General features: G+C 35.9%; 13 protein-coding genes. 9 read left to right on the top strand and 4 right to left on the bottom strand.

Features of this window, described 5'->3' with window-relative positions; all coding sequences use genetic code 11:
- Positions 1-137: 137 nt before the first annotated feature.
- The 3 genes from N4T20_RS04365 (at position 138) to N4T20_RS04355 (ending at position 3,152) form a co-directional block, all read left to right on the top strand.
- Positions 138-1,496, top strand: a complete 1,359-nt coding sequence (locus tag N4T20_RS04365; protein WP_260671883.1) for a rhodanese-related sulfurtransferase — start codon at positions 138-140, stop codon at positions 1,494-1,496.
- Positions 1,497-1,680: 184 nt separating this feature from the next.
- Positions 1,681-2,922: a peptidase U32 family protein gene (locus N4T20_RS04360; protein ID WP_260671882.1), complete on the top strand. Its 1,242-nt coding sequence runs from the start codon at positions 1,681-1,683 to the stop codon at positions 2,920-2,922.
- Positions 2,922-3,152, top strand: coding sequence for a ferredoxin (locus N4T20_RS04355; RefSeq protein ID WP_260671881.1), 231 nt, complete (start codon positions 2,922-2,924; stop codon positions 3,150-3,152). Before N4T20_RS04360 ends, N4T20_RS04355 begins: the two co-directional genes overlap by 1 nt.
- Positions 3,153-3,229: 77 nt before the next feature.
- On the opposite strand, the gene N4T20_RS04350 is transcribed toward N4T20_RS04355, so the two are convergent.
- The 3 genes from N4T20_RS04350 to N4T20_RS04340 are packed head-to-tail and all read right to left on the bottom strand — an operon-like array spanning position 3,230 to position 6,349.
- Complete coding sequence (locus N4T20_RS04350; protein ID WP_260671880.1) at positions 3,230-3,772, bottom strand: hypothetical protein; 543 nt, start codon at positions 3,770-3,772, stop codon at positions 3,230-3,232.
- Between the two features lie 19 nt (positions 3,773-3,791).
- The gene (locus N4T20_RS04345) at positions 3,792-5,138 is read right to left on the bottom strand and encodes an ankyrin repeat domain-containing protein (RefSeq protein ID WP_260671879.1); all 1,347 of its coding nucleotides are present in this window, start codon (positions 5,136-5,138) and stop codon (positions 3,792-3,794) included.
- 35 nt (positions 5,139-5,173) lie between these two features.
- Positions 5,174-6,349 carry an ankyrin repeat domain-containing protein gene (locus N4T20_RS04340; protein WP_260671878.1) on the bottom strand — a complete coding sequence of 392 codons (1,176 nt, stop codon included), beginning with the start codon at positions 6,347-6,349 and terminating at the stop codon, positions 5,174-5,176.
- A 336-nt stretch (positions 6,350-6,685) separates the two neighbouring features.
- Between N4T20_RS04340 and N4T20_RS04335 the strand changes: the two genes are divergently transcribed.
- The 6 genes from N4T20_RS04335 to N4T20_RS04310 all read left to right on the top strand — a co-directional run bounded on the left by N4T20_RS04335 (position 6,686) and on the right by N4T20_RS04310 (position 15,625).
- Positions 6,686-8,071, top strand: coding sequence for a regulatory iron-sulfur-containing complex subunit RicT (locus N4T20_RS04335; RefSeq protein ID WP_260671877.1), 1,386 nt, complete (start codon positions 6,686-6,688; stop codon positions 8,069-8,071).
- Positions 8,055-8,534: a gliding motility lipoprotein GldH gene (locus tag N4T20_RS04330; protein WP_260671876.1), complete on the top strand. Its 480-nt coding sequence runs from the start codon at positions 8,055-8,057 to the stop codon at positions 8,532-8,534. The genes N4T20_RS04335 and N4T20_RS04330 overlap by 17 nt, the downstream gene beginning before the upstream one ends.
- Before the next feature lie 10 nt (positions 8,535-8,544).
- A complete protein-coding gene (locus N4T20_RS04325; RefSeq protein WP_260671875.1) occupies positions 8,545-10,845 on the top strand; it encodes a penicillin-binding protein 1A in 2,301 nt (766 codons plus the stop codon).
- A 166-nt stretch (positions 10,846-11,011) separates the two neighbouring features.
- Positions 11,012-11,716, top strand: coding sequence for a CoA transferase subunit A (locus N4T20_RS04320; protein WP_260671874.1), 705 nt, complete (start codon positions 11,012-11,014; stop codon positions 11,714-11,716).
- Between the two features lie 93 nt (positions 11,717-11,809).
- Positions 11,810-12,466 (top strand): CoA transferase subunit B, encoded by a 657-nt coding sequence (locus N4T20_RS04315; RefSeq protein ID WP_260671873.1) that lies wholly within the window; start codon positions 11,810-11,812, stop codon positions 12,464-12,466.
- A 369-nt stretch (positions 12,467-12,835) separates the two neighbouring features.
- Positions 12,836-15,625, top strand: coding sequence for a M4 family metallopeptidase (locus N4T20_RS04310; protein ID WP_260671872.1), 2,790 nt, complete (start codon positions 12,836-12,838; stop codon positions 15,623-15,625).
- A gap of 111 nt (positions 15,626-15,736) precedes the next feature.
- Here N4T20_RS04310 and N4T20_RS04305 read toward each other — a convergent pair whose 3' ends face one another.
- Positions 15,737-16,264, bottom strand: coding sequence for a DUF6646 family protein (locus N4T20_RS04305; RefSeq protein ID WP_260671871.1), 528 nt, complete (start codon positions 16,262-16,264; stop codon positions 15,737-15,739).
- Between the last annotated feature and the right edge of the window lie 36 nt (positions 16,265-16,300).

Genomic DNA, 16,300 nt, shown 5'->3' with positions numbered 1-16,300 from the left:
TAAAGCATTGAGAGATGTTAAAAAAATCAGATAATTGGGGCTTGACCATTTTTAATCTCAAAATAAACTCTAAATTTGCCGCAGATTTTAAGGAAAATCTAAAAAATATATATTCTTAACTTAAAACTGTTTATAGCATGCAACTGTATAACACTTTAAGCGCAGAAGAAAGAGCCATCATGATCGATGATGCAGGTAAACAACGACTTACGTTGTCTTTTTATGCGTATGCCAAAATTCAAGATCCACAAAAATTTCGTAATGATTTATTCGTAGCCTGGAATGCCCTTGACGCATTAGGCCGAATCTACGTTGCTAATGAAGGAATTAATGCTCAGATGAGTGTTCCTGCCGAAAATTTTGAAGCTTTTAGAGAAACTCTTGAAGTTTACGATTTCATGAAAGGCATACGATTGAATGTCGCCGTAGAACAAGACGATCATTCTTTTTTAAAATTGACTATCAAAGTGCGTAATAAAATCGTTGCTGACGGTTTAAACGATGACACTTTTGATGTTACTAATATTGGCGTTCACTTAAAAGCCAAAGAATTCAACGAAATCCTCGATGATCCAAACACAATTGTAGTAGATTTTAGAAATCACTACGAAAGTGAAGTAGGGCATTTTAAAGGAGCTATTACTCCAGATGTTGAAACTTTCAGAGAAAGTTTGCCAATTATCAACGAACAGCTTAAAGATCACAAAGACGATAAAAATCTGGTAATGTATTGTACTGGAGGTATTCGCTGTGAAAAAGCAAGCGCTTATTTTAAACACCAAGGCTTCAAAAACGTTTACCAATTAGAAGGCGGAATCATTAATTACGCTAAACAATTGAAAGAAGAAGGTTTAGAAAGTAAATTTATCGGTAAAAACTTCGTGTTTGATAATCGTCTGGGCGAAAGAATTACAGACGATATTATTTCGCAATGCCACCAATGCGGAAAACCTTGCGATAATCACACCAACTGTGAAAACGATGGCTGTCATTTGCTGTTTATTCAGTGTGATGAATGTAAAGCCGCAATGGAAAACTGTTGTTCTACAGAATGTCTTGAAATTATCCATATGCCATTAGTTGACCAAGTTCGTCTTCGAACTGGAAAACAAGTTGGAAATAAAGTTTTTAGAAAAGGAAAATCAGAGAATCTAAAATTCAAACACTCAGGCGAACTACCTGAAACTGCTTTGGCTACAGCACAAAAGCCAGCTGATATCCGTCAGAAAATAAAAGTAAAGAAAGTTCTTCTTGGAAAAGCTGAACATTATTATGTAAAAGCGCAAGTTGGACAATTTACCGTAGAAAACCACGAATTAAACGCCGGTGACAAAATCCTTATTTCAGGCCCGACTACAGGTGATCAGGAATTGGTTTTAGATAAAATCATTGTTAACGGAGCAGAAACTCAATCTGCTAAAGTTGGCGATAAAGTTACTTTTGAGGTTCCTTTCAGAATTAGATTGTCTGATAAAGTATACAAGATTTTAGATTGAATTTAATATAAGTGTTGCGACATTTACATTAAATTTTAATAATATAGAACAAAGCCCACTGATTCAATCGTGGGCTTTTTTATTAATATACTGCGAATAATTTTTAAAATATATACTATGATATAAATCATAGGAATCTAATCTATACCTATATTATTTTTGTCATTTGAATAATAAATCAAAAATGACACTTACCAATAAAATTGAACTCATGTCTCCGGCGGGAGATTTTGAGTCGCTTCAAGCTGCTTTAGATAATGGCTGCGATTCAGTATATTTTGGTGTTGAACAGCTGAATATGCGTGCAAGATCGACAGTTAATTTTACTATTGAAGATTTAAAAGAAATTGCCAATCGATGCGAAGCTAAAAATGTTCGAAGCTATCTTACTTTAAATACGATTATTTACGATCACGATTTGTCGGTTGTAAAAACATTATTGACAAAAGCTAAAGAAGCAAACATAACAGCGGTAATTGCATCCGATCAGGCGGTGATTGCCATGGCAAGATCGATTGGAATGGAAGTTCACATTTCGACACAATTGAATGTGACGAATATTGAAACCATAAAATTTTACAGCTTGTTTGCCGATACAATGGTTTTAAGCCGAGAATTGAGTTTGCGACAGGTAAAGAATATTACCGATCAAATTGAAAAAGAACAGATCAAGGGGCCGAACGGGAATTTGGTCGAAATCGAAATTTTTGGGCATGGAGCTTTGTGTATGGCAGTTTCGGGAAAATGTTATTTGAGTTTACATTCACATAATTCATCTGCAAACCGTGGTGCGTGCAAGCAAAATTGCCGAAAAAAATATACCGTTATCGATCAGGAAACAGGTTTTGAAATCGAATTGGATAACGAGTACATGATGTCGCCAAAAGATTTGTGCACGCTGGATTTCTTAGATCAGGTTATCGATTCTGGAATTAAGGTTTTAAAAATCGAAGGGCGAGGACGTGCGCCAGAATATGTGGCAACAGTGACTAAAACTTATAGAGAAGCAATTGACGCCTATTATGATGGAAGTTTTTCAAAAGAAAAAATCACAGATTGGATGAAAGCATTAGAAACAGTTTACAATCGCGGATTTTGGTCAGGATATTATCTGGGTCAGGAATTAGGGGAATGGAGCGATATACCAGGATCTGCAGCAACTCAGAAAAAGGTTTATGTCGGTAAAGGAACACATTATTTCCCAAAAGCAGGGATAGGGCAATTTAAGATTGAAGCTTACGATATAAAAATTGGAGATAAAATCTTAGTAACAGGACCAAGCACAGGCGCACAGGAAATGATTATTAATGAAATGTTTGTGAATGATGCAGCGGGCGAAAAAGCAACTAAAGGAGATGACTGCAGTTTTAAGCTGCCATTCAGAATCAGGATGTCGGATAAACTATATAAAATTGTCGAAGCATAATGGTTGTCATTACGTTACAAAGAGATAAATGCATTGGTTGCAATTATTGTGTCGAAATGGATCCGACGCATTTCCAAATGTCCAAAAAAGACGGCAAATCGGTTCTTATCCATTCGCAGAATGCAAAAGGATTTTTTACGCTGAAATCTCCCAATCATGCAATCGTAGAAAGCTGTGAATTGGCGGCCAAAGCCTGTCCGGTAAAGATCATTACGGTTAAGGAGACATAAATTTATAATTTAATAAAAAAAACAAACCCTATTTGGAGCGCTGTAAATAGGGTTTGTTTTTATAAACGGAGGAAATTTTAAATTCCGATTTTGGCATTTATATTATGTTTGTCTACATAAGCCTGCGCAACATTCATCAATTTGGTAAATTTCGCATCTATATCGTTTTGAGTTGAAGCATCAAAATCGGCAATTGCTTTTTGGATTTGTTCCGTTGGAGCCTTTTCGTCTTTCAGTTTAGCAATTGGCAAATAACCTTCTTTTTGTTTCGAAATCGCATAAGTAAATAAATCTTTTGATGCCTGAAGCAGTTCTTTATTATCTTCATCTTCTGTTATTTCCTGAATCGTTTTTAACCGAATTTCTAAATTGCTAATGTCGTATTTGAAAGATTCTTGGTAAGTAGACGGAATCATTTTCTTTTGCGTTTCATCATAAACCTGAGGTTCAGATTGCAGCTTCTCATTAATTTCCTTACTTCCAAAACGAGATAATAAATTCGAGTTTAAAGCGGCAATTTCGAAAGTCTTTTCTGGCGAAAGATTGGTGCAGGAAGTAGAAATCAAACTACCAATGATTACTGCTAAAAATAGAATTGTGGCTTTTAAGATTTTTTTCATTTTTAAATTTATTTATTGTTTATCCTTTTAAAATTTTACTTTTTTCACTTTCAAATTCTTCCGAAGTTAAGATGCCAGTATCTAAAAGTTCTTTCAAATCGAACAATGCCTTTTTCTTTGCTTCCATCGAATTTGGCGTGTCTCCTTTAGGTGTTTCAGATTGATGCTGCGTGTTTATTGGATTTACAGCCATTCCCGAAGGAGCATATTTTAGAATCAGTTCGGTAATTTCATTAAAACCTTTTACATTCGAATAGTCAATCGCTTTTTGTTCTTTCACGTTTACGATTGCAGCATCAGCTTTGTTATCCAACAGGTACTTTACAGCATCTTTTTTTCCGTTTGCGGCGCTGTAATGCAGAGGCGTGTTTCCAGATTCATCTTGAATATTGATGTTGGCTCCAGCTTCGATAAGCAGTTTAACCATGCTGAGGTTGCCTTTTTTGGTGGCAATATGCAAAAGACTTTCCCCGCCGTAAGCATAAGAATCGTTAAGTGTAAAACTAGATTCGTTAGAAATAGTAGTCGCGCTGGCAATCCAATCCAGGTAATCATTCATTGAAGATGTATCGCCCGCAACAGGCTTGCTATAGTTGACATCCACTCCGTTTTCTAAAAATAGGGCAACAATTTCCTTTTGATTATTTGCGCAAGCGTACCAAATAGGAGAATGTCCATTATTACTTGAAGTAAATACGTCTGCACCTCTTTCAATCAATAATTTAGCTAGCATTCTGTTGGTTTCATAGCAGGCAATTAAAAGCGCAGTTTCGCCAGAATGATTGACATGATTTATATCGGCGCCGTTATCTAAAAGCAATGTCACCATCGGAATCGATTTGGTATAACACGCATAAATAAGCGGAGTATTTCCCTGTTTATCCGTAACATTAATGTCAGCGCCATTGTCTAAAAGGAGTTGGATGATTTCTCTATTTAATTTTGCTGAGGCTAATATTAGAGGTGTCTCTCCATTGTTATTCAGTAAATTAACATCGATTCCATCTTGAAGCAACTTTGTTGCAATTTCAGTTTGACCCGTCTGAACGACTAAATGCAGCAGACTATTTCCGTATTTATCATTTTTGGTGATTTCTGCTCCATTTTCTAAAAGATATAATGCAGTTTGTTTTTGCTTTTGAAGACAGGCAAAGTACAGAGGCGTTTCTCCCTGATGATCTTCGTAGTTAATATCAGCATCTTCTTCTCTTAGAATTTTCACAATATCAAGATAACCGCGATGCGCGGCATAATGAAGAGCAGTTCTTCCTTTTTCATCTGTGTATTTTACATCTACTTCTTTGTTTTGAAGTAGCAATTCGGCTATTTTGCGGTTCCCGTTTTCGCAGGCAACTATAAATGACATTGACATATTTGGGTAATTTTAAGTAAATGATCGTTTTATTGTTTCATCAAAAGTTCGACGGTTTTAATCTTCAGGTTATCTCCAGAAGCGAGCATCAAGGCGGTTTCGTCTTTATCGTTTGTAATCGAAATGTCTGCTCCCTGATCTAATAGCAGTTTTGTCTTTCTATAGGTTTCTTTTGCCATTTCTGCATCATAATTGACATCATAGGCGCAAACTTTATGCAAAATGGTATTTCCCTGATTGTCCTGTTCATTTACATCCAAAGAAACATTTTCTAAAACCGATTTAAGAATGCCTGATTTTTTCTCGACAATATAATCAATACCCGATTTTGGATTTCCATAATATTCAGCGCAGTGATTTAAATCGGCTCCATCTGATAATAGTCTCTGTAGTGAATTCAGATCGTATTCAGAATCAGACATCATTCGGATAAACTCTGTGAGTAAAGTTTTTCCATTTTTATTGATGTTATTAAAATTGGCTGATGATGATTCTGCCAAAATTTCATACATCGGAAAAGAGAACTGTTCAGCTGCGGCGTAATAAAACGAGTTATTTTCTTGGTTATCAGTTTCATTTGGATCTGCTCCATTTTCTAGTAAAAATGGCAAAACGTCTTTTCGATTTCTTTTAACAGCACAAATTAGTGGAGTAGTTCCAACAATATTTTTCTCATTAATATCAACACCATTGTTGGTCAAAATGCCGATGTATTCTTTTACTTTTTCTGCATCAAGACCATAAGTATTTAGAATAGTGTAGATGAAATTTTCTCCTGCATTGTTCTTATACTGAGTGTTAGCACCAAAATCATCAACTAAAACTTTAACTATTTTTGGCGAAGCTCCTTTTTCAAGAAAATAGCCAAGAAGAGTTTTATCGTTTATCTCATCGTTGATGTTTTCCATTTTTGACATTAGCTCCTTAAAGAAGGAAATCGACTCTTCATCATCTTTTAAGTATAAAGTTAATGGTTTGAAAATAGACTGATCAAAACTGTCCAATTCGTAAATATCGGTTTCAATAAATCCAGCTTTTATCAATTTTTCCACAAAATCTATTTCTTTAGCATCAATGATTTTGGCTACAATCTGCGAAAAATTGTTTTTTAGATATTGCTCGTTAAATTTTTCTCCGTTATTTAGGCATTCTCTGGCCTTGTCAAATTTTCCCTGAAAGAGGAAACTTTCAATCTGGTTTTGCATTATGATTGTTTTTAAATGAAATATTTAGTTGATTTGAGTTTAAAAGAAGGATATTTAAACTATTCTGTAAGATAAAACATAAAAATGAAAAATATATTTCAGTATAAAAAGTTAAATTATAAGTATATACTTTAAAGCTTGCAGAAAAAGGTTTTGAGAGCAAATTTTTTTAGAAGGAAGAAGCAAAAGAAATAATTTACTTACAAAAAAATGTGTTTTGTTATTTAACAGCCCTTTAGTTTTTATCAATAAAAAGCAAAATAAAAAAAATACTATCTTTACCGATCAAACGTTTATGAACTTAAGCTGCGTTTTAGCAGCACTACATATATAATTATGGCATGTACAAGTTGTTCAACCTCAGATGGTGGCGCACCAAAAGGTTGTAAAAATAATGGGACTTGCGGCACCGATAGCTGCAATAAATTGACGGTTTTTGACTGGCTTTCTAACATGAGTCCGTCTAATGGAGAGGCGATTTTTGACTGTGTTGAGGTTCGTTTTAAGAACGGACGAAAGGAATTTTTTAGAAATTCGGAGAAATTAACTTTAAGTATTGGCGATATTGTAGCAACTGTTGCTTCGCCAGGACATGATATTGGAATTGTGACTCTTACAGGAGAATTGGTAAAGATTCAAATGAAGAAAAAAGGAGTGAATTACGAAAGTAATGATGTTCCTAAAATTTATAGAAAAGCATCTCAAAAAGATATAGACATCTGGTCTGTAGCGAGAGATCGAGAGGAACCAATGAAAGTTCGCGCACGCGAGTTGGCAATTCATCATAAGCTGGAAATGAAAATTTCTGATATTGAATTTCAAGGAGACGGATCAAAAGCGACTTTTTACTACACAGCAAATGATCGTGTCGATTTTAGAATGCTGATTAAGGATTTTGCTAAAGAATTCAGCACCAGAGTAGAAATGAAACAAGTTGGTTTCCGCCAAGAAGCAGCTCGTTTAGGAGGAGTAGGATCTTGCGGACGCGAATTATGCTGTTCGACTTGGTTGACCGATTTTAGAAGCGTGAACACATCAGCCGCTCGTTATCAGCAGCTGTCATTAAATCCGCAGAAATTAGCGGGACAGTGCGGAAAATTAAAATGCTGTCTGAACTATGAGTTAGACACGTACATGGACGCATTAAAAGATTTTCCTGACTACGACACGAAATTAATTACCGAAAAAGGAGATGCTGTCTGCCAGAAACAAGATATTTTTAAAGGATTAATGTGGTTTGCCTACACAAACAACTTCGCAAACTGGCACGTTCTAAAAATTGATCAGGTAAAAGAAATTATCGCTGAGAATAAGCAGAAAAATAAAGTGTCTTCTTTAGAAGATTTTGCAGTTGAGGTAACTTCAGAACCTGAAAAAGACTTCAATAACGCAATGGGACAAGAGAGTTTAACTCGTTTTGACCAGCCAAAAAGAAAGAAAAAACCAAATCGCAAGCGCAAACAAAATGCAGAGGCGGCTGGTGTTGCAACTCCAGTAAAACCACAGCAGGAGAAGAATGCCAATAACGCGAAACCGGCAGGAAACAACAATCCGAATCCGAATAATGGTAATGCGAATAAGCCAAACAATCCAAATAAGCAAAATCATAAGAAGAAGCATAATTCGAATAAAAATAATCCGAATAAGCAGAATTCAAACGAAAATAAACCTGCTGAACCTAGAAAACCAATAACGAATACTAAAAATGAGAATAAAAAATAGCGGAATTCTTCTTTTGGCGGCAATACTTCTTTTTTCTTGTGATAAAAAAAGGGTATTTGACGAATACAAATCTGTTGGAAGTGCTTGGCACAAAGACAGCATTGTAAGCTTTGATCTGCCAGTTTTAGATTCTACAAAAAAGTACAATCTTTTTGTCAACATACGAGACAACAACAATTATCCGTTTAATAATTTGTTTTTGATCGTTTCAATGGAAATGCCAAACGGATTTACAAAAGTGGATACCTTAGAATACCAAATGGCGGAGCCAGACGGAACATTGTTAGGAAATGGATTTTCTGATATTAAAGAAAGTAAGCTTTATTACAAAGAAGATGTGAAGTTTAGAGGAAAATACAAAGTTCACATCAAACAGGCCGTTAGACAATCAGGCAAAATACCTGGTGTAGAAGCTTTACAAGGAATTACAGACGTTGGTTTTAGAATAGAACAAAAAGATTAGAAAAATAGTTATGGCTGCTAAAAAAAACAATCAATCAAACAAGGATATTAATTACTATAAAAAGAAATTCTGGAGGGTTTTTGCATACTCTCTTTTAGGAGTTTTGGCCTTCTTTTTATTTGCTTCTTGGGGTTTATTTGGATCTATGCCTTCATTTGAAGATTTAGAAAATCCAGATTCAAACCTTGCCACAGAAATTATTTCTTCTGACGGAGTGGTGTTGGGTAAATATTTTAAAACCAACAGATCTCAGCTTAAATATTCTGATTTGCCTAAAAATCTAGTCGAAGCGCTTGTTGCAACTGAAGATGCCCGTTTCTACGAACATTCAGGAATTGACGGTCGCGGAACTTTAAGAGCGGTTTTTAGCTTAGGAACAAATGGAGGAGCGAGTACATTAACACAACAGCTTGCAAAACAGCTGTTTCACGGAGAAGGATCTAAGTTTCTGCCTTTTAGAATCGTGCAAAAAATAAAAGAATGGATTATTGCCATTCGTCTAGAAAGACAATATACAAAAAATGAAATCTTAGCGATGTATTGCAACGTCTATGATTTTGGAAATTATTCTGTTGGAGTAAGCTCGGCGGCCCAAACGTATTTTTCTAAAGATCCCAAAGACCTTACCGTAGACGAATCGGCTATTTTGGTGGGAATGTTCAAAAACTCAGGTTTATACAACCCGGTAAGAAACCCAGAAGGCGTAAAAAACCGTCGTAACGTGGTTTTGTCTCAAATGGCAAAAGCAAAAATGATTTCAGAAGCAGAGAAAGAAAGACTTCAAGCGCTGCCTATCACATTAAAATTTAAACTGGAAAGCCACCGTGAAGGTATTGCAACTTACTTTAGAGAGTATCTTCGTGATTACATGAAAAAATGGGTTGCTGAAAATAAAAAACCTGACGGGTCTGACTACGATATTTACAAAGACGGTCTTAAGATTTATACTACGATAGATTCTAGAATGCAAACTTATGCTGAAGAAGCTGTTGCGGCGCATATGCAAAACCTTCAACAGCAGTTTTTTATTGATCAAAAAAATAATAAAAACGCTCCTTTCGTAAATATCACACAAGCTGAGACAGACAGAATCATGATGCAGGCAATGAAAAATTCTGTTCGTTGGGCTCAAATGAAAGAAATGGATAAAAGCGAAGACGATATTATCGCTTCATTCAAAGTAAAAACAAAAATGCGTGTCTTCACTTGGAAAGGAGAAAGAGATACTGTAATGACTCCGTTAGATTCTATTCGTTATTATAAACACTTTCTGCAATCTGGTTTAATGTCAATGGAGCCTCAAACAGGAGCGATTAAAGCTTGGGTTGGTGGAATTAACTATAAATATTTCCAATACGATCACGTAGGGCAGGGAGCTAGACAAGTAGGATCTACTTTCAAACCTTTCGTTTATGCAACCGCAATCGAAGAGCTGAATATGTCTCCTTGCGATTCTATTCTAGATGGGCCTTTTATGATTCATAAAGGACGCCACCACGTAACAGAAGACTGGGAGCCAAGAAACTCAGATTACAGATACCGCGGAATGGTAACTTTAAAGCAGGCTTTGGCAGCTTCTATCAATACCGTTTCGGCTAAATTAATCGACAGAACAAGTCCAGAAGCAGTTGTAGAACTGACTAAAAAATTAGGAGTTAAAACAGAAATTCCGGTACAGCCTTCAATTGCGTTAGGAGCGGTAGATATTACAGTTGAAGACATGGTTGCGGCATATAGTACATTTGCCAATCAAGGAGTTTATGTGAAACCACAGTTTTTAAGCAGAATTGAAAACAAAAGCGGTGAGGTGATTTATGAGCCAATTCCAGAGTCTCATGATGTTTTAAATAAAGATATTGCTTTTGCGGTGATTAAATTGCTTCAAGGGGTTACAGAAAGCGGTTCTGGTGTGCGTTTGCGTACGCAAGGCGGAGGAAGCGGAGATAATCGTTGGACTGGTTATCCGTATATGTTTACAAATCCTATTGCTGGTAAAACAGGTACAACGCAAAATCAATCTGATGGTTGGTTCATGGGAATGGTTCCTAACTTAGTTACCGGAGTTTGGGTTGGATGCGAAGATCGTTCGGCTCGTTTCAAAAGTTTGACTTACGGACAAGGAGCTACAGCAGCTTTGCCAGTTTGGGGTTATTATATGAAAAAATGTTATGCCGATAAAGATCTTCAGATTTCAAAATCTGAATTTGAGCGCCCGGCAAACCTTTCAATAAAAGTAGACTGTTATACTAGACCGGCAGTGGTAAAAGATACCACTCAAACCGAACAAAATACCGATGAATTTGAATTGTAACATTGTTGCAATAAAAGATATCTGATTATATTTCAATCCCTTTACAACTCTTTTTGGAAGAGAAGTAAAGGGATTTTTATTTTGGTTTTATTTTTACGAAATCGTTATAATTCAATCTAAAAATCTTATTTTTATCAAAAATATTCAGCAATAAAGATAGTTTGTTATGATAACAAAAAAAGTTAATAGCGTTCAGGAAGCTATTGAAGGAATTAAAAGTGGCATGACCATCATGTTTGGCGGTTTCGGATTGTGCGGTATTCCTGAAAATACAATTGCAGCTTTGGTAAACACGACAATTTCAGATTTAACTTGTATTTCTAATAATGCAGGGGTCGATGATTTTGGCTTGGGATTATTGCTTCAGAAAAAGCAGATCAAAAAAATGATTTCTTCTTATGTTGGAGAAAATGCAGAGTTTGAACGCCAAATGCTTTCTGGAGAATTGGAAGTGGAGCTGACCCCACAAGGAACTCTTGCAGAGCGCTGTCGTGCGGCTCAGGCTGGAATTCCAGCATTCTTTACACCAGCTGGTTACGGAACAGAAGTTGCCGAGGGAAAAGAAGCACGCGAATTCAATGGAAAAATGCACATCATGGAAGAAGCTTTCAAAGCCGATTTTGCAATCGTAAAAGCTTGGAAAGGTGACGAAGCCGGAAATCTCATTTTTAAAGGAACTGCTAGAAACTTCAATGCTTGTATGGCAGGAGCTGGAAAAATCACCATTGCAGAGGTGGAAGAATTAGTTCCAGTTGGTGCTTTAGATCCAAATCAGATTCATATTCCGGGAATCATGGTGCAGCGTATTTTTCAAGGAGAAAAATTTGAGAAGCGAATTGAGCAGCGTACCGTGAGACAAAGAGCAAATTAGATAATTAGAAATGCGATAATTAGATAATTATTTAGATTGCGCAAGTATGGCATTATCTAATTATCTAATTTCCTAATTGACACATTAAGAAATATGTTAACAAAAGAAGATATAGCAAAACGAATTGCAAAAGAAGTAAAAGACCGATATTTTGTCAATCTAGGTATTGGAATTCCAACTTTGGTGGCAAATTATGTTAGAGAAGATATTGCAGTAGAATTTCAGAGTGAAAACGGAGTTCTAGGAATGGGACCATTTCCTTTTGAAGGAGAAGAAGATGCAGATGTTATCAACGCAGGGAAACAAACCATTACGACGCTTCCGGGGGCCAGTTTCTTCGACTCGGCATTTAGTTTTGGAATGATCAGAAGCCAGAAAGTAGATTTAACTATTTTGGGAGCAATGGAAGTTTCAGAAAACGGAGATATTGCCAATTGGAAAATTCCCGGTAAAATGGTAAAAGGAATGGGAGGCGCAATGGATTTGGTGGCTTCGGCCGAAAATATCATCGTTGCCATGATGCACGTAAACAAAGCAGGAGAATCTAAAATCTTAAAAAGATGCACTTTGCCATTAACGGGTGTAGGATGCGTTAAAAAGGTCGTAACAGAGCTTGCGGTTCTCGAAGTGACTGAAAAAGGTTTTAAGCTCTTAGAACGAGCGCCAGGCGTCTCAGTCGAGCATATCATTGCCTCAACCGAAGCAGATTTGATTATTGAAGGCGAAATTCCTGAAATGAATATCAGCTAAAAAATATTTTTTTTCTTAAAAAATGACAAAGGCCAGCTTTTAAAAGAGCTGGCTTTTTTTGTAGGAATTAATTAAAGGATTTCTAGCTGTTGGTTTTGACAGATTATATAAGATTTAAAGTGTTTTTTAAGTATAAGTAGTTATAAGTCAATTGAATAATTATTTTTTGAGCCTTTTTATTACGAGATTATTATGGTTTGTTAAATAAAAATGGAATTAATGTAAAAAATGTTGCATTTTATCGATTAACGGCATATTTAATCGATTATATAACATAAATAAAATATTTTTACATCAAAATAAAGTATTTACTTACATTAAATATTTTGTTTGTAATCCATTTAACCAAAATTTAAATACCACATTATTATGGAAAGAAAATTACCCAAAATTATGGCTTCAGCCGTTATTATTCTTACATTTTCAGCTCCTGTACTTGCTCAAAATACAGACAAGCGGATAAGCCAGAAAAATTTATCAGAAAATGGACAACCAAGTCTAATCACTTTTAGTGATAAATCTACCTACAAGGGAACAGATTTTAATACTGTTTTTAAAGAGCAGCTGGGATTAAAAGATAACCAGACTTTTTTGAAAGTTAAAACCGAATCAGACAGAGAGGGGTTTATCCATGAAAAGTTTCAGCTGTACGAACAGGGAATAAAAGTAGAATTTGCCAATTATTCATTACATTCTAAAGAAGGCAAATTAGTTTCTATGAATGGTGAGTTTTATGCTTTTAAAAATGTAAAAACTACTCCAAAATTATCAAGTCAAGATGCATTTGCTCAAGCGATTGCTTACACGGGAGCAAAAGAATACTTGTGGGAAAAGCCTGAAGATGCCGCTGCAATGGATTATGAAAAACCAAAAGGGGAATTGGTTTTATTGCCAGATATGGAAGAACAAGGCGAGGATAGAAAATCAGATAAAGTTCGATTGGCTTATAAGTTTGATATCTATGCTACAAATCCGTTAAGCAGAGGTGATCTCTACATTGATGCTGAAAATGGAAAAGTATTGTTTTATAATGCGACCATAAAGCACCTTGGAGAATATAGTCACGGAGCGAAATTGAAATCTGCCAAAGCAAATCAAAAGGAAACATTTAATGCAAAAGCAGCAATTGTTTCAGCAAATGCAGCGACACGCTATAGCGGAACTCAGACCATTCAGACTACTTTAAGTGGATCTTCTTATATTTTATCTGATGGAACTCGAGGAAATGGAATTCAAACCTATAATTCTGCCAGAACAGCAACTTACCCAACAACCAATTTTACAGATGCTGACAATAATTGGACAGCTGCTGAGTATAATAATACGAATAAAGATAATGGAGCATTAGATGCGCATTGGGGGGCTGAAATGACATACGATTATTGGTCTGCTGTTCATGGAAGAAACAGTTATGACAATGCCGGAGCAAAAATTAAAAGTTATGTTCACTACAACTTAGTGGCCGCTGGATATCCAAATAATAATAATGCATTCTGGAACGGAAGCGTTATGACGTATGGTGACGGAACTGGAACTGGCGGATTTGATATCTTGACTTCTATAGATGTTGCCGGCCACGAAATAGGTCATGCAGTTTGTACTTATACAGCAAATCTTGCTTATCAAAAAGAATCGGGAGCAATGAATGAAGGTTTCTCGGACATTTGGGGAGCTTGTATCGAATATCGTGCTGCGCCAACAAAATCAACATGGTTAGTGGGAGAAGATATCGAAAGAAGAACAGGACATCTCGCTTTACGTTCTATGAGTAATCCAAAATCAGAAGGGCAGCCAGATACTTATGGAGGAACCAATTGGGTGAGCCAAAGCTGTACACCAACTAGCAGCAACGATTATTGTGGCGTTCATACCAATTCAGGAGTTCTAAATCATTGGTTTTACATTTTATCAGTTGGTAAATCAGGAACAAATGATATTGGAAACGCCTATAACGTGACTGGTATAACTATCGATAAAGCAGCAAAAATTGCCTTTCGTTTAGAGAGTGTGTATTTAACCGCAAATTCGACTTATGCAAATGCAAGAACATCAGGAATACAATCTGCAATAGATTTGTATGGCGCAGGTTCGGCTGAAGTGATAGCGACTACCAATGCATTTTATGCAGTAGGCATTGGTGCTGCTTATGTAGGGTCTAATGATACTGTTGCGCCTACAGCTCCAACAAATCTTGCGGCTTCTGGCACTACTGGCACAACGACTAACTTATCATGGACAGCATCAACAGATAATGTAGCTGTTACAGGGTATGATATTTACCAAGGAACCACATTAAAAGGTTCGTCTACAACAACAAGTTATACCGTAACTGGTTTGACAGCATTAACGGCTTATAGTTTTACTGTCAAAGCTAAAGATGCCGCAGGAAATGTTTCGGTAGCGAGTAACACAGTAAATGTTACAACTACTTCTGCCGCGTTAACATATTGTACATCTCAGGGAAATAGCACAGCAGACGAAAAAATTGGTAAAGTTGTATTTGGAACAATCAATAACACATCTGCGGGAACAGCAGGTTATGAAAATTATACTTCAATTTCGACAAATGCAGCAAGAGGAACTGCATATACCATTACGATCACACCGAGTTGGACATCTACAGTTTACAGTGAAGGATATGCTGTGTTTATAGATTATAATCAAGATGGTGATTTTGCAGATTCTGGTGAAACGGTTTGGACAAAAGCAACATCAACAGCAGCTTCAGCATCAGGAACTATTACAATTCCGGCAACGGCAGCGCTTGGAACAACAAGACTTAGAGTTTCTATGAAATATAATGGAATTCCAACATCTTGCGAAAGTTTTTCTTATGGGCAAGTCGAAGATTATTCTATAAACATAACAGCTTCAGGAACAGTTGCGAATGAAGAAATTGTTGCGGAATCGGGATTGGCAGACACTAATGAAAATCCGGAGTTTGCATTATATCCAAATCCTGTTGCAAATGAGCTAAATGTGTCATTTGTAAACAGTAAAGGATATACATTTAGAATTACAAATATTTTAGGACAGCAAATTAGTAAAGGTGAACTTTCAGAAAGTCCAATTGATGTAAGTGCTTTAAATAAGGGGATTTACGTTATAGAATTAGACAACGGCGCAAAAAGAATCGTTAAGAAATTCGCTAAAAAATAAAAACAAAATATTATAAAAAAGAAAAACCGCCAAAAGCGGTTTTTTTCTTTTTAAGTAAAAGCTTAGCATCTCAGAAACTTAGCGCCTTAGAAGCTTAGCATCTTTAAAAAACTATAAATTAAACGAAGCTCCTAAACTAAAAGTAGCCTGATTGTTTAAATGATAAAAGGGATCGTTGTTTGAACCGTATTTAGCAATTGGAAATCCGATTTCTGTGAAAACACCAAATCCTTCAGTAAAGAAATAACGACCTCCTACGTGTCCTCCGAAATTATGCAAACCTAAGCTTAATCCAGGGTAAACGTCTAATTCTTTCACACCAATTACACTAGATAAGTTAGCATTGATTCTTGCTTTTGCATCAAAACGATCTGAGAAATCTGGCTCAACATCGTGATAAAGATTGTTGCTGCCGTGGTAGTAACCATTAAAATTATCAAATCCTAAGATATAATTAGCAACAAAACCAAAAGAGAAATTTTCTCCTAACCCAAAATCAACAGAACCTTGAATTCCAGAACCACCATCTTGCAAATTAGCTCCTACGTTTACTTTAATATCTCCCTTTCCTGTGAAAGCTTCTTGAGCATTAACAAATCCGAATGTTACTAAAAACAAGAGTGTAATAACCTTTTTCATAAAAATTTAAATATTAATTATTTCGGCAGCAAATGT

It is taken from the genome of Flavobacterium sp. TR2 (assembly GCF_025252405.1).
Lineage (GTDB): Bacteria > Bacteroidota > Bacteroidia > Flavobacteriales > Flavobacteriaceae > Flavobacterium.
Note: the sequence above shows the minus strand (reverse complement) of the source record. Positions and strands in the feature narration are given on the sequence as shown.

What these genes read in the sequence shown, in the direction of transcription:
- N4T20_RS04365 (WP_260671883.1), top strand. Translation starts at nt 138, where the DNA reads ATGCAACTGTATAACACTTTAAGCGCAGAAGAAAGAGCCATCATGATC.
- N4T20_RS04360 (WP_260671882.1), top strand. Translation starts at nt 1,681, where the DNA reads ATGACACTTACCAATAAAATTGAACTCATGTCTCCGGCGGGAGATTTT.
- N4T20_RS04355 (WP_260671881.1), top strand. Translation starts at nt 2,922, where the DNA reads ATGGTTGTCATTACGTTACAAAGAGATAAATGCATTGGTTGCAATTAT.
- N4T20_RS04350 (WP_260671880.1), bottom strand. Translation starts at nt 3,772, where the DNA reads ATGAAAAAAATCTTAAAAGCCACAATTCTATTTTTAGCAGTAATCATT.
- N4T20_RS04345 (WP_260671879.1), bottom strand. Translation starts at nt 5,138, where the DNA reads ATGTCATTTATAGTTGCCTGCGAAAACGGGAACCGCAAAATAGCCGAA.
- N4T20_RS04340 (WP_260671878.1), bottom strand. Translation starts at nt 6,349, where the DNA reads ATGCAAAACCAGATTGAAAGTTTCCTCTTTCAGGGAAAATTTGACAAG.
- N4T20_RS04335 (WP_260671877.1), top strand. Translation starts at nt 6,686, where the DNA reads ATGGCATGTACAAGTTGTTCAACCTCAGATGGTGGCGCACCAAAAGGT.
- N4T20_RS04330 (WP_260671876.1), top strand. Translation starts at nt 8,055, where the DNA reads ATGAGAATAAAAAATAGCGGAATTCTTCTTTTGGCGGCAATACTTCTT.
- N4T20_RS04325 (WP_260671875.1), top strand. Translation starts at nt 8,545, where the DNA reads ATGGCTGCTAAAAAAAACAATCAATCAAACAAGGATATTAATTACTAT.
- N4T20_RS04320 (WP_260671874.1), top strand. Translation starts at nt 11,012, where the DNA reads ATGATAACAAAAAAAGTTAATAGCGTTCAGGAAGCTATTGAAGGAATT.
- N4T20_RS04315 (WP_260671873.1), top strand. Translation starts at nt 11,810, where the DNA reads ATGTTAACAAAAGAAGATATAGCAAAACGAATTGCAAAAGAAGTAAAA.
- N4T20_RS04310 (WP_260671872.1), top strand. Translation starts at nt 12,836, where the DNA reads ATGGAAAGAAAATTACCCAAAATTATGGCTTCAGCCGTTATTATTCTT.
- N4T20_RS04305 (WP_260671871.1), bottom strand. Translation starts at nt 16,264, where the DNA reads ATGAAAAAGGTTATTACACTCTTGTTTTTAGTAACATTCGGATTTGTT.